11 protein-coding genes are annotated in these 13,066 nt (G+C 69.3%); 8 read left to right on the top strand and 3 right to left on the bottom strand.

All coding sequences use genetic code 11. The annotated features are described in order from the left end of the window. Positions 1-98: 98 nt before the first annotated feature. Positions 99-1,352, bottom strand: coding sequence for a D-amino acid dehydrogenase (locus IM738_RS18330; RefSeq protein WP_236962487.1), 1,254 nt, complete (start codon positions 1,350-1,352; stop codon positions 99-101). A gap of 279 nt (positions 1,353-1,631) precedes the next feature. On the opposite strand from IM738_RS18330, the gene IM738_RS18325 reads away from it, so the two are divergent. After that, positions 1,632-3,158, top strand: a complete 1,527-nt coding sequence (locus IM738_RS18325; RefSeq protein ID WP_236962486.1) for a sigma 54-interacting transcriptional regulator — start codon at positions 1,632-1,634, stop codon at positions 3,156-3,158. A gap of 350 nt (positions 3,159-3,508) precedes the next feature. Here the strand turns inward: IM738_RS18325 and IM738_RS18320 are convergent, their stop codons facing one another. Beyond that, positions 3,509-4,408 (bottom strand): Tim44 domain-containing protein, encoded by a 900-nt coding sequence (locus IM738_RS18320; protein ID WP_236962485.1) that lies wholly within the window; start codon positions 4,406-4,408, stop codon positions 3,509-3,511. Between the two features lie 237 nt (positions 4,409-4,645). On the opposite strand from IM738_RS18320, the gene IM738_RS18315 reads away from it, so the two are divergent. From IM738_RS18315 to IM738_RS18305, 3 genes are all read left to right on the top strand, one after another. Then, on the top strand, positions 4,646-5,482 hold the full coding sequence (locus IM738_RS18315) for an amidohydrolase family protein (RefSeq protein WP_236962484.1): 837 nt from the start codon (positions 4,646-4,648) through the stop codon (positions 5,480-5,482). Positions 5,483-5,627: 145 nt separating this feature from the next. Beyond that, positions 5,628-6,677, top strand: a complete 1,050-nt coding sequence (locus IM738_RS18310) for an AI-2E family transporter (RefSeq protein ID WP_236962483.1) — start codon at positions 5,628-5,630, stop codon at positions 6,675-6,677. Positions 6,678-6,813: 136 nt separating this feature from the next. Beyond that, positions 6,814-7,230, top strand: a complete 417-nt coding sequence (locus tag IM738_RS18305; protein ID WP_236962482.1) for a PRC-barrel domain-containing protein — start codon at positions 6,814-6,816, stop codon at positions 7,228-7,230. A gap of 82 nt (positions 7,231-7,312) precedes the next feature. On the opposite strand, the gene IM738_RS18300 is transcribed toward IM738_RS18305, so the two are convergent. Continuing rightward, complete coding sequence (locus IM738_RS18300) at positions 7,313-8,140, bottom strand: alpha/beta fold hydrolase (RefSeq protein WP_236962481.1); 828 nt, start codon at positions 8,138-8,140, stop codon at positions 7,313-7,315. Between the two features lie 203 nt (positions 8,141-8,343). Between IM738_RS18300 and IM738_RS18295 the strand changes: the two genes are divergently transcribed. From IM738_RS18295 to IM738_RS18280, 4 genes are all read left to right on the top strand, one after another. Then, a complete protein-coding gene (locus tag IM738_RS18295; protein ID WP_236962480.1) occupies positions 8,344-9,690 on the top strand; it encodes a PQQ-dependent sugar dehydrogenase in 1,347 nt (448 codons plus the stop codon). Between the two features lie 96 nt (positions 9,691-9,786). Further along, the gene (locus tag IM738_RS18290) at positions 9,787-10,464 is read left to right on the top strand and encodes a TetR/AcrR family transcriptional regulator (RefSeq protein WP_236962479.1); all 678 of its coding nucleotides are present in this window, start codon (positions 9,787-9,789) and stop codon (positions 10,462-10,464) included. Next, positions 10,461-11,351 carry an SDR family oxidoreductase gene (locus IM738_RS18285; protein ID WP_236962478.1) on the top strand — a complete coding sequence of 297 codons (891 nt, stop codon included), beginning with the start codon at positions 10,461-10,463 and terminating at the stop codon, positions 11,349-11,351. Before IM738_RS18290 ends, IM738_RS18285 begins: the two co-directional genes overlap by 4 nt. After that, positions 11,348-13,066 (top strand): acyl-CoA carboxylase subunit beta, encoded by a 1,719-nt coding sequence (locus tag IM738_RS18280; RefSeq protein WP_236962477.1) that lies wholly within the window; start codon positions 11,348-11,350, stop codon positions 13,064-13,066. The genes IM738_RS18285 and IM738_RS18280 overlap by 4 nt, the downstream gene beginning before the upstream one ends.

Genomic DNA, 13,066 nt, shown 5'->3' with positions numbered 1-13,066 from the left:
CGCTGCCCGACGGACGCGGGCGCAGGCGCCACGGCGTCCATTTGTACGCCGCCCGCCCGCCCGCAACATCCCCCGTTCGGGGGAGTGTTGAACGGCGCTCAGCCGTAGCGCGCGACGCTCAGCCCTTCCATGCTGATCTCGGGTGTGCGGCCGCTGATCAGGTCGGCCATGACGCGGCCCGTGCCGGCGGCCATGGTCCAGCCGAGCGTGCCGTGGCCGGTGGAGAGCAGCAGGTTGTCGTAGCGGCAGGCGCCGAGGATGGGCGTGCCGTCGGGCGTCATGGGGCGCAGGCCGGTCCAGAACTCGGCCTTGCCCACGTCGCCGCCTTGGGGGAAGAGGTCGGTGACGACGAACTCCAGCGTCTTGCGGCGGCCTTCGTTCAGTTGCAGGTCGAAGCCCGAGAGCTGCGCCGTGCCGCCGACGCGGATGCGGTCGCCCAGGCGCGTGACGGCGACCTTGTGGGTCTCGTCCATGATGGTCGATTCGGGCGCCTTGCTGGCGTCGGTGATCGGCACCGTGATCGAGAAGCCCTTGACCGGGTAGACCGGGATGCGGATGCCCAGCGGTGCGAGCATGGCGGTCGAGTAGCTGCCGAGCGCGAGCACGTAGCGGTCGGCTTTCATCAGGCCCTTGGCCGTGCGCACGCCGGTGATGCGCTTGCCTTCGCGCTCCAGCGATTCGATGGCGACGCCGAAGTGGAACTTCACGCCCAGCGCCTGGGCCTTCTCGGCCAGATCGTTGGTGAACTTGAAGCAGTCGCCGGTTTCGTCGCCGGGCAGGCGCAGCGCGCCCACGAACTTCTCTTTCACGTCGGCCAGCGCGGGTTCATATTGCAGGTAGCCGGCGCGGTCGAGCACCTGGTAGGGCACGCCGTATTCCTTGAGGATGTCGATGTCCTTGGCCGTGCCGTCGAGCTGCTTCTGCGTGCGAAAGAGCTGCAGCGTGCCTTGCTCGCGGTGGTCGTACTCAATGCCGATCTCGGCGCGCAGTTCTTTGAGGCAGTCGCGGCTGTATTCGGCCAGGCGCACCATGCGGCCCTTGTTGACCTGGTAGCGCGCTTCGGTGCAGTTGCGCAGCATCGACAGGCCCCAGCGCCACATGGCCGGGTCGAGCATGGGCTTGATCACCAGCGGGCTGTGGTGCATGAGCAGCCAGGTGATGGCCTTGCGCGGCACGCCCGGGCCGGCCCAGGGCGCCGAATAGCCGGGCGAGACCTCGCCGGCGTTGGCGTAGCTGGTTTCCAGCGCGGGACCGGGCTGGCGGTCGATCACCTCGACCTCGTGGCCGTCGCGCGCCAGGTAATAGGCCATCGTGGTGCCGATGACGCCGCTGCCCAGAATCAGAACCCGCATGTTGTTGCTCTCGGTTGGAAGCCCTGCGGCGCGGGTGCGCTGCGGTCGGGGCCTGGGCTGCGGATTGCAAGGCCTGTGCCACCGGCCTGCACCCGGCAAGTGCTTGATTTGACAAGGCTTTTTCCGTGCGTGAGGGCGGGGTGGAGGGTCGATTTGTATTGAATTCGATACGACTTGTTGGCGATCCGTCGCACAACCCCGGAAAACCGTTATGAAACAAAGGTCGCTGGCGGTTGTATTGAAATCCATACAATGGCATGAAAACGTGACGGATTCACCATGCGCATCGACGTCCATTTCACCGACCGGGTCGGTATCGCCCAGGAAATCCTGGCCCAGCTCGCCAGCCGGGCGCTCAGCGTGTCGGCGGTCGAGGTCGAGCCGCCCCACATCTATATAGAAGCGCCCGCGCTCGGTGCGCTGGACCTCGCGGCCTTGCAGGCCGAGCTGCTGCGGGTGGCGGGCGTGCTGTCGGTGGACGAGCTGGAGATGCTGCCCGGCGCGCGGCGGCGCCTCTACCTTGACGCGCTGCTCGCCTCGCAGACTGACCCGGTGCTCGCGGTCGACGCGCGCGGGGCCGTGGTGCTGGCCAACGCGGCGGCGGTGGCGGCGTGTGGCGTGGCGGAGGCTCAGCTGAGTGGGCGCTCACTGAAAGACCTGACGGGCGATGCACAGCTGGTGGAAGCGCTGATCGCGCAGGCCTACCGGCTGCCGGTGAGCGAGGTGCAGGTGGGCGGGCAGCGCTTCCTGATGGAGACGGTGGCGCTGTTTGAACCGGGCGGCAGCGTGGCCGGCGCGGTGCTCACGCTGCACGCGCCGCAGCGCCTGGGCGAGCGCATCAGCGCGCTGCAGAACTACAGCGCGGGTGGCTTCGAGGCCATCCTCGGCCAGTCGCCCGCGATCCGCCAGCTCAAGCAGCGCGCGGCGCGAATGGCGCAGGTCGATGCGCCGCTGCTGATCCGCGGCGAAACCGGCACTGGCAAGGAGCTGGTGGCCCACGCCTGCCACGCCGGAAGCCCGCGCCGCGACCAGCCGTTTTTTGCGCTCAACTGCGCGGCCCTGCCCGAGAGCCTGGCCGAGAGCGAGCTGTTCGGCTACGCGCCCGGCGCGTTCACCGGCGCGCTGCGCAACGGCCGCCCCGGCCTGCTGGAGCTGACCGACGGGGGCACGCTGTTCCTCGACGAGGTGGGCGAAATGTCGCCCTACCTGCAGGCCAAGCTGCTGCGTTTCCTGAACGACGGCAGCTTCCGGCGCGTGGGCGGCGAGCGCGACCTGAAGGTGAACGTGCGCATCATCAGCGCGACCCACCGCTCGCTCGAAGACATGGTGTCCACCGGCGCCTTCCGGCAGGATTTGCTGTTCCGCCTCGACGTGCTTCAGCTCAACCTGCCGCCGCTGCGCGACCGCACCGAAGACATCCTGCCGCTGGCGCAGGTGTTCCTGGAGCGCGCCTGCGCGCAGACCGGCCGGCCCAAGGCGCGCCTGAGTCGCGCGGCCGGCGAAGCGCTGTTGGCCAACCGCTGGCTGGGCAATGTGCGCCAGCTGCAGAACGTGATCTTCCGCGCGGTCACGCTCAACGAAGCCCCGGTGATCGACACCGCCGCCCTGGAGCTGGCCGGCGCCGACGTCAGCGCCAGCCCCGCGCTCAGCGACGAGGTCAGCAGCCTCGACGACGCGGTGGCGGGTTTCGAGCGCTCGCTGCTGCAGCGCCTGCTGCCGCAGTACCCGAGCACGCGCAAGCTGGCGGAGCGGCTGGGGGTGTCGCACTCCGCCATAGCGGCGCGCTTGCGCCGATATGGCTTGTGACCCCCCCCCGCGCCGCTTCGCGTCACCCCCCTGAGGGGGGCAATGCGAGCGGCCCGGCAAAGCCGGTTCCGCCGCATTCTGGGTTCGGGCACGTTCGCCGGAGAGGGCGTTGATGGTCGCCCGTTGCTCTCGTGGTTCGAGACATGTACTCCGGAAAAGTCCAGGCAAAAAAAAGCCCCGGCTTTCGGCCGGGGCAAGAGGAGTTCTCCGTGAGAACAATCTGAAGGGATTTGGTTCAACCCAATCCATATGCGAAGCGCGTGACTGACGCCGGGAATGCGGCGGAACCGGCTTTGCCGGGCCGCTCGCATTGCCCCCCTCAGGGGGGTGACGCGAAGCGGCGCGGGGGGTTAGCTTTGTTGCACACCTGCCAATACCCAACCACCGCTGCCCTGGACGGGCTTGGTCATGTGCCAGGTTTCGTTGATGTCTTCGGGCGCGCCGCCGTCTTCCTGCACGCGGCCGGTGAAGTGCACGCTGACGATGTAGCGGTTGTCTTCTTCCACCACTTCGCGCACGTCGGCTTCGAGGTCGAGCACCCGGGTTTCCTGCGTGGCGCCGTTGCGCTCGCGGATGTCCATCTGGATCTCGGCGAACATTTCCGGCGTGGTGAAGGTGCGGATGTCGTCGAGGTTGCCGGCGTCGTTCGAAGCCTGCAGGCGGATGAAGTTGACCTTGGCGTTGCGCACGAAGGCGGGCACGTCGAAGTCGGCCGGGATGCGGCTGGCGGGCTGCTGCAGGTTGGCGCCGATCATGGAGCCGCCCTGGCTGAAGCCGGTGCTGCCGTTGCTGGCCGGGGTCGTGGGCATGCGGAAGGCGTTGTTGCCCGCGTTGCCGGCGCCAGCGGCCGCTCCTGCCAAGCCTCCGCCACCGCCTTGCGAGGCGGCGCGTTTGGCCATGAAGAAGCGGAAGGCGGCGAACGCGACCATCAGCAGCAGGCCGATCATCAGCATGTTGGCCAGGCCTTCACCGAAGCCCAGGTGCGAGGCCAGGGCGGCGAGGCCCAGGCCGGCGGCGAGACCGGCGATCGGGCCCATCCAGTTGCGCTTGGGTGCGGCGGCGGCGCCGGCAGCGGCACCCGCGGCGGGCGCGGCGTTGGGGGTGGCGTCGGGCGCCTTGGCCGGCGGCGCCGACTGTCGTTGCATGCCGAGCGACTTGCCGCCGCCCAGGCGCTTGGCTTCAGCGTCCATGGCCACGGTGGTCAGGCCGAGCGTCAGAACGACGGCCAGCAGGGAAAGCAGTTTTTTCATGGAAGTCTCCAACGAGTGGACAAAGAAAGAGGTGACAAGATACAGGCACCGATGCACTTTAAAAAGCAGATATTCAATGATGATTGTTCTGGTTTTTACAGTGTATTCGCTGGCTTGAAAACAACAGGGCGCTCCCATGGGCGCCTCTGGTTGTGACCTGGAATTCGGAGTGTGCGCCCTGCGGTGGCATCGGCCGCGAGAGGTTTGCCGAACCTGCGTCGGTGATAGGGTGAGCGCATGAACACCTCCGCCACGACCCCTGCGCTGATCGACTGCCACGTGCACGTGTTTGACCCGGTGCGTTTCCCCTATGCACCCGACGCCTGGTACACGCCCGTGCCCGCGGAAACCGGCACACCCGGGCAGCTCGGCCATCTGCTCGACGCCCATGGCGTGCGCCACGCGCTGCTGGTCGGCCCCAACTCGGGTTACGGGCTGGACAACCGTTGCCTGCTGGACACCATCTCGCGCAGCCAGGGCCGCTACAAGGGCGTGGCCGTGGTGCGCAACGACGCCAGCCGCACCGAGCTGCAAGACCTGAAGGCGGCGGGCGTGGTGGGCATCGCGTTCAACGTGGCGCTGCTCGGCGTGGACTTCTACCGCGACACCGGGCCCCTGCTGCAGCGCCTGCGCGAGCTCGGTCTGTGGGCGCAGGTGCAGGTGCAGGACGACCAGCTCGTGCCGTTGCTGCCGCTGCTGCGCGAGAGCGGCGCGCGCCTGCTGTTCGACCACCTGGGCCGCCCGGCCCCGGTCGCCGGCGTGGGCCAGGCCGGTTTTGCGGCGCTGCTGTCGCTGGCCGCCACCGGCCGCGCCTGCGTCAAGCTCTCGGGCGGTGTCAAGGTGTCGCAGCAGGCCCATCCCCATGACGACCTGCGCCCTTTTGTGCAGGCCCTGGTCGAGGCCTACACCCCGCAAGCCCTGGTGTGGGCGTCGGACTGGCCGTTCCTGCGCGCGCCGTCGCGGGTGGACTACGGCCCGCTGCTGGACCTGCTGACGCAGCAGGTGCCCGACGACGCCGACCGCCACGCCATTCTCTGGGACACGCCGCGCCGGCTGTTCGGTTTCGGCGACTGAGCCACAGGACCCTGCGCAAGGTGCGCTGCCAGACAGACGGCGGGTGGCCTGCGCGCCACACTGCGGCAACACCGGGTCTGGGCGCCTGATCCCGGCCGTGTGGCCGCGCATGGCGGGCGTCCGCAGACCTCGGTGAAGGACCCCCATGACCCTTGCGCACGCCGCTTTGCCTGCCCCCGCTTCCGCACCCGTCACGCCCGCGCGCTGGGGCTACATCCGCCCGATGGCCTTGCTCCTGTTTCTCGGCGTGCTGGTGCTGCTGGCGTTTCGCCTGTCGGACCTGCTGCTGATGCTCTTCGGGGCGGTCATCGTCGCGGTGGCCCTGCGTGCCCTGGCCCAGCCGCTGGAGCGTTACCTGCGGCTGTCGCCGAGGCTGGCGGTGGGGGCGGCGATCGCGCTGGCGGTGGTGGTGATCACCCTGGTGTCGTGGCTGGTGGGCGACCGCCTGCTGGCGCAAGTGGACGACCTGTCGCGCAAGCTGCCGGCGGCGCTGTCCGTGATCACGAACTGGGCCCGGGAGCGCGCGATCGGCGCGGCGTTGTGGAAGGTGTGGCGCGGCACGAACGCGGACGATGTGCCGTGGTCCAGCCTGGCCATCGCCGCCACGCAGACCCTGAGCGCCGTGGGTGGCGTGGGCCTGGTGCTGGTGGTGGGCGCCTACCTGGCGGGCGACCCCGTGCTGTACCGCGAGGGCCTGGTGCGGCTGGTGCCCCGGCTCTACCGAGGTCGCGTGGACGACGCCATGCTAGCCAGCGGGCACGCGCTGTCGCGCTGGCTGCTGGGGCAGGGCATTTCGATGCTGTTCGTCGGCACGTCCACGGCCATCGGGCTGGCCTTGCTGGGCCTGCCGCTGGCGCTCACGCTGGGTTTGCTGGCCGGCGCGCTGGCCTTCATTCCGTTTTTCGGCCCGATCGCCTCGGGCGTGCTGGCGGTGCTGCTGGCCTTCATGCAGGGGCCCGAGAAGGCGCTGTACGTGGCGGGTCTGTGTGTGCTGATCCAGCAGATCGAGGGCAACCTGCTGATGCCGCTGGTGCAGCGCTGGGCGGTGGAGCTGCCGCCGGTGCTGGGCATCACGGCGGCGGTCATCTTTGGCCTGCTGTTCGGTTTGCCGGGCGTGATCCTGGCGTCGCCACTGATGGTGGTGGCGATGGTGCTGGTGCGCAAGCTGTACATCGAGGGCGTGCTGGAGGCGTAGGCGGGATCGGCCTTGCGCGGGATGTGCGCTGCTGCACAGACCATTGCCGGGGCGCTGTTTATGGTGGGGCTCCAGCACCGGGTGGTGTGCCCCCTGCACACACCAGCGGTCGTGCTGGCGTTACAAAGGATTCACCATGAATTACCAAGAGCAAGACACCTACGGCATGTACAAGATCCGGGCCGACGGCGGCCCCGGCCCCGGACTGATGGGCGCGAACACGCTCGACGGCAACGACGTCTTCAACCGGCAGGGCGAAGACCTGGGCGACATCAAGGAAATCATGCTCGACATGAGCAACGGACGCGTCGCCTACGCGGTGTTGTCGTACGGCGGTTTCCTGGGCATGGGCGACAAGCTGTTTGCCGTGCCATGGAGCGCGCTGACGCTCGACACCGACAACAAGCGCTTCGTGCTGGACGTGTCCAAGGACCGCCTTGAAAACGCGCCTGGCTTCGACAAGGACCAGTGGCCCGACATGGCCGATGCGACCTGGAACAAGGCAATCCACGACTACTACGGTGTGACGCCGTATTCGGACGGCAAAATCTGAATCCGTTTCGCTGAATGAATGAAGGGCTGCAGCCGAGAGGTTGCAGCCCTTCTTCCTGGGCCGGCGGCTCTTCTGAATCCGGTCAGGCCGGGCGCCTCAGGAACGCCAGCAGGTCGCCGTTCAGGCGCTCCTTGTCCGTGGCGAACAGGCCGTGGGGTGCGCTGTCGTATTCGATCAGCGTGCTGTTGGCGATGCGCTGCGCGGCGACCCGGCTGGAGGCGGCGATCGGCACGGTCTTGTCGGCGGTGCCGTGGATCAGCAGCGTGGGCACCGTGAAGGCCGCCATGTCGGGCCTGAAGTCGGTGGACGAGAACGATCGCATGCACGCGATGGTCGCCTTCAGGCTGGCCTGCAGGGCGATGCCGCGGGCCCATTCGAGCAGTTCATCGCTCACAGGGCGTTCTGCCGAGTCCTCGCCGAAGAAGGTCTTGAAGAAGCCGGTGAAAAACAGGGCGCGGTCGGCGCTCAGGGCTTCGGCCGTCTGGTCGAAGGCCGCCTGTTCGGTGCCGCCAGGGTTGTCGCCGGTCTTCAGGCGGAAGGGCAGGATGGACGAGATCAGCGCGCACTTCGCCACCGATTGCCCGCCATGGCGCGCCATGTAGCGCGCCACCTCGCCGCCGCCCATCGAGAAGCCGATCAGGGTTGCGTTCTCGGCGCCGCTCTGCTGGATCACCGCCGCGAGGTCGTCGGCCAGGGTGTCGTAGTCGTAGCCGCTCCAGGGCTGGGTGGAGCGGCCGAAGCCGCGCCGGTCGTAGGCGATCACGCGGTGCCCCGCTTCGGCGATGGCCATGGCCTGGTCGTCCCAGCTGTCGGCCGAGAGCGGCCAGCCGTGGATCAGGATCACGGGCGGCCCCTCGCCCCAGTCCTTGACGTAGAGGCGGGTCTTGTCGTGGGTCTCGACGGTCTTCATGGCGCGGCCTTTCGTGCGTTGGAAAACCGCAGTGTTGTCAGCCGTGCGGTCAGCGTCTGTCTGCTGACGAACACTCCACACCGCTCGAGGTTCGCTACCGCACCGACGGGCACCCCCTCGGATGGGACATTGCGATTTCAGTGGCGTCACCACGCGCCATCCCCGCCATCGGTCCCTTGAGAAGACGAACCCGGAGACGCGCCATGACCTACACGATTTCCGCGGCCCGCGCAGCCTGGGCAGCGACAGGCACCGCCGCGCTGCTGGCGCTGGGCGGCTGCGCCGAGCCAGCCCGCTTCACCGTCGCCGAGGGCTCGGGCAACAACCCCGCGCTTCCGACGCCCAGCCGGGCGCTGATTCCCACGGTCAACATCGCGCCGGCGCGGGGCTGGCCGGCCGACACCATGCCGACCCCGGCACCGGGCCTGCAGGTGCAGGCCTTCGCCCGCGACCTGGACCACCCGCGCTGGCTGCTGGTGCTGCCCAACGGCGACGTGCTGGTGGCCGAAAGCAATGCACCACCCAAGGCGGATGGACCCAAAGGCATCACGGCCTGGATCAAAGGGCTGGTGATGGGCCTGGTGATGCAGCGCGCGGGCGCGGCCGTGCCGAGCGCCAACCGCATCACCCTGCTGCGCGACACCGATGGCGATGGCGTGGCCGATGAACGCTCGGTGCTGCTCAGCGGTCTGAACTCGCCCTTCGGCATGGCGCTGGTGGGCGAGCGCCTGTTCGTGGCCAACGCCGACGCGGTGCTGGCGTTCCCCTACCGCCGGGGGGACACCACCCTCAGCGCCACCGGCACGAAGCTGCTGGACCTGCCCGGCGGACCGATCAACCACCACTGGACCAAGAGCCTGCTCGCCAGCCCGGACGGCCAGCGCCTCTACGTGGGCGTCGGGTCCAACAGCAACATCGGCGAGAACGGCATGGCGGCCGAAGCCGGCCGGGCCGCGGTCTGGGAGGTGGACCTGCGCAGCGGCGCCCACCGCGTGTTCGCTTCGGGCCTGCGCAACCCGGTCGGCCTGGCCTGGGACGCCAGCGGCCGCACGCTCTGGGCCGTGGTCAACGAGCGCGACGAACTCGGCAGCGACCTGGTGCCCGACTACCTCACCTCGGTGCGCGACGGCGCCTTCTACGGCTGGCCCTACAGCTACTACGGCCAGCGGGTGGACACGCGCGTCACGCCGCCTGCGCCCGACCGGGTGGCCACGGCCGTGGTGCCCGACTTTGCGCTCGGGCCCCACGTGGCACCCCTGGGGCTCGCGTCGTCCGTCGGCAGCCGGCTGCCCCGGCCCTTCACCCACGGCATGTTCATCGGGCAACACGGTTCGTGGAACCGCCGCCCGCACAGCGGCTACACGGTGGTGCACGTGCCGTTCAGCGGGGGTCAGCCCTCGGGGCCGGCGCGCGAGGTGCTGGGCGGATTCCTCAGCGCCGACGGCGAGGCCTTCGGTCGGCCGGTGGGCGTGGCGCTGGACGCGCGGGGGGCGCTGCTGGTGGCCGACGACGTGGGCAACGTGGTCTGGCGGGTGAGCGCGCCCCAGTGAGCGGGGCGGGGCCGGTGTCCGTCTGGTGACAGGCGGTTTTATTTTCACAAAGCAAATGCTTGCTAAAAATACCAGGCGCTGATAAGGTCATCGCCCATGAGCGATGCCTTGCCTCCCCATCCGCTGGCCGAAGCGCCGCGCCGCGCCCGCGGGCGCCCCCGAAAAACCGCCGACGAGCGCGACGACGGCAACCGCCGCCAAGACCTGCTGCGGGCCGCCGCGCGCCTGTTCCGCACCCAGGGTTTTGCCGCCACCAGCACGCGCGACATCGCCACCGCCGCCGGCATGCGCTCGGGTTCGCCGTTCTACCACTTCGACAACAAGGAAGCCCTGCTCGCGGCCGTGATGCAGGAGGGCATGGTGAGCGCCGCGGCGCGCCAGGCCGAAGCGATGCAGCGCGCCACGGCGCCACTCAAGCGCGGCCAGGCCCTGACGGCGCGCGAGGCGCTGCGGGTGCTGGTGCGCAACCACTTCGAGGTGCTGCTCGGGCCCGACAGCGACTTCATCCCGGTGATGCTCTACGAGTGGCGTTCGCTGTCGGAGACCGAGCGCATCGAGGTCAAGCGCCTGAAAGACGCCTACGAGGCGGTGTGGGTGCCGGTGCTGCAGGCGCTGCAGGGCAGCGGCGAGCTGCAGGGCGACCCCGCGCTGTCTCGGTTGATGATTTTCGGCGCGCTCAACTGGTCGGTGCAGTGGTACGACCCGCGCCGCAGTGCCTCGCTCGATGACCTCACTGAGGCCGCGTTGCAACTGTTTCTAAAGGAGCTGGCATGAGCGAGTCATATCGGTCGGCCTTTCGCGACGGTTTGTTCGCGGGGCGCGTGGTGATGGTGACCGGTGGCGGCTCGGGCATCGGCCGCTGCACCGCGCACGAGCTCGCCAGCCTGGGCGCGATGGTGGTGCTGGTGGGGCGCAACCCCGACAAGCTGCAGGCGACCGCGGTCGAGATCGCCGAGGACGGTGGCCGCGCGAGCTTCCACGTCTGCGACATCCGCCACGAAGAGGGCGTGAAGGCCATGGTGGCCGACGCGGTGCGCGCGCACGGCCGCATCGACGCGCTGGTCAACAACGCGGGCGGCCAGTACATGACACCGCTGGAAAAGATCAGCGCCAAGGGCTGGCAGGCGGTGATCGACACCAACCTCACCGGCGGCTTCCTGGTGGCGCGCGAGTGTTACCTGCAGAGCATGGCGGCGCACGGCGGCTCGGTGGTCAACATCGTGGCCGACTTCTGGGGCTCCATGCCGGGCATGGGCCACAGCGGCGCGGCGCGCGCGGGCATGGTCAGCTTCACCGAGACCGCCGCGATGGAGTGGGCGAAAAGCGGCGTTCGCGTGAACGCGGTGGCCCCCGGCTACATCGCCTCCAGTGGCATGGACCACTATCCCGCAGAGGCCGGGCCGATGCTGCGCGAGATGCGCCAGACCGTGCCGCTGGGCCGCTTCGGCAACGAGGCCGAGACCTCGGCCGCCATTGTGTTCCTGCTCTCGCCGGCCGCGAGCTTCATCAGCGGCACCGTGCTGCGGGTGGACGGCGCTCGGCCGCAGGTGCGCATGGGCTGGGGCCCGGTGGCGGCGCCCGACGAGGTGCAGCAACGCGACGCGGTGAAGCCGTTTGACGGTTTCCACCGGTACGTGACGCCGCAGGTGTTCCAGCCATGAGTTTTCAAAGCACCTTCAACCCCCACAGCGCCCAGGCCGCGCAGCGCCGCGACGCCATGCTGGCGCGCATCGCCCAGCTGCGCGCCCTCGAAGACCGCGCAGCGCAGGCCTCGGCCCGGTCCGCGCCGGTGTTCCACAAGCGTGGCCAGCTGCTGCCGCGCGAACGCATCGGCCTGCTGCTGGACCCCGGTGCGCCCTGGTTGCCGCTGTGTTCGCTCGCCGGCTTCCTGCAGGACACGAAGGACCCGGAGAAGTCGGTGCCCGGCGGAGGCATGCTGGCCGGCATCGGCTTCATCAGCGGCGTGCGCTGCATGGTGGTCGCGAGCGACTCGGGCATCGAGGCCGGTGCCATCCAGCCTCGCGGTCTGGAGAAGATCCTGCGCGTGCAGGAGATCGCATTGGAGAACAAGCTGCCCTTCGTGCACCTGGTCGAGAGCGCGGGCGCGAACCTCATGAAGTACCAGGTCGAGGGCTTCGTGCTCGGTGGCGGCCTGTTCCGCAACCTCGCGCGGCTCTCGGCCGCGGGCCTGCCGGTGATCACGGTGCAGCACGGCTCGGGCACGGCGGGTGGCGCCTACATGCCGGGGCTCTCCGACGTGGTGATCATGGTGCGAGGCCGCTCGCGCGCCTTCCTCGCCGGTCCGCCGCTGCTCATGGCAGCGACCGGCGAGGTGGCGAGCGAAGAGGAGCTGGGCGGGGCGGAGATGCACACCGGCGTGTCCGGGCTGGGGGAATACCTGGCGGAGGACGACCGGGAGGCGCTGGGTCTGGCTCGGGCGGTGGTGGGGCAACTGGGGTGGGATGCGCGGGCCCCCACCCCGACCCTCGCCCGCGCGCGGGCGAGGGGGCCAGACAGCTTCTCAGCAGAGCAGGGGCGTTCACTCCCTCTCCCGCTGGCGGGAGAGGGCAGGGGTGAGGGTGCCCCCGCTCCCACCTTCCCCGCCGACGACCTGCTCGCCCTCATGCCCCCGCACCACCGCGAGCCGGTCGACATGCGCGAAGTCATGCTGCGCATCACCGACGCCTCCGACATCCTCGAATTCAAGCCGCTCTACGGCGCCGCCACGGTCTGCGCCCAGGCGCACGTCGGCGGCCACGCGGTCGGTCTCATCAGCAACAACGGCCCCATCGACGTGGCCGGCGCCAACAAGGCCACGCACTTCATCCAGTGGATGTGCCAGCTTGGCCACCCCATCGTCTACCTGCAGAACACCACCGGCTACATGGTCGGCAAGGACAGCGAGCAGGCCGGCATGATCAAACACGGCAGCAAGATGATCCAGGCCGTGACCAACGCGACGGTGCCGCAGATCACCCTCCAGTGCGGGGCCTCGTTCGGCGCGGGCAACTACGGCATGTGTGGGCGCGGCTACGCGCCGCGGTTCCTCTTCACCTGGCCCAACGCGCGCACGGCGGTGATGGGCGGCGAGCAGGCTGCCAGGACCATGCAGATCGTGGCCGAGGCAGGTTTGGCGCGCAAAGGCATCGCCACCGACACGCCCGAGGTGCAGGCGCAGATGAAGACGCAGTACGACGCCATCGTGCAGAAGTTCGAATCGCAGGCCGACGCCTTCAGCACCAGCGGTCTGGTGCTCGACGACGGCGTGATCGACCCACGCGACACGCGCGCGGTGCTGAGCTTCTGCCTCGACACCGTGGCGGAGGCGGCGCAGCGGCAGCCTCGCCCTATGCAGTTCGGTGTCGCGCGCATGTGA

Source organism: Hydrogenophaga sp. SL48 (assembly GCF_021729865.1).
Lineage (GTDB): Bacteria > Pseudomonadota > Gammaproteobacteria > Burkholderiales > Burkholderiaceae_C > Hydrogenophaga.
The sequence above is the reverse complement of the archived record's forward strand: the minus strand, read 5'-3'. Positions and strand labels throughout refer to the sequence as shown.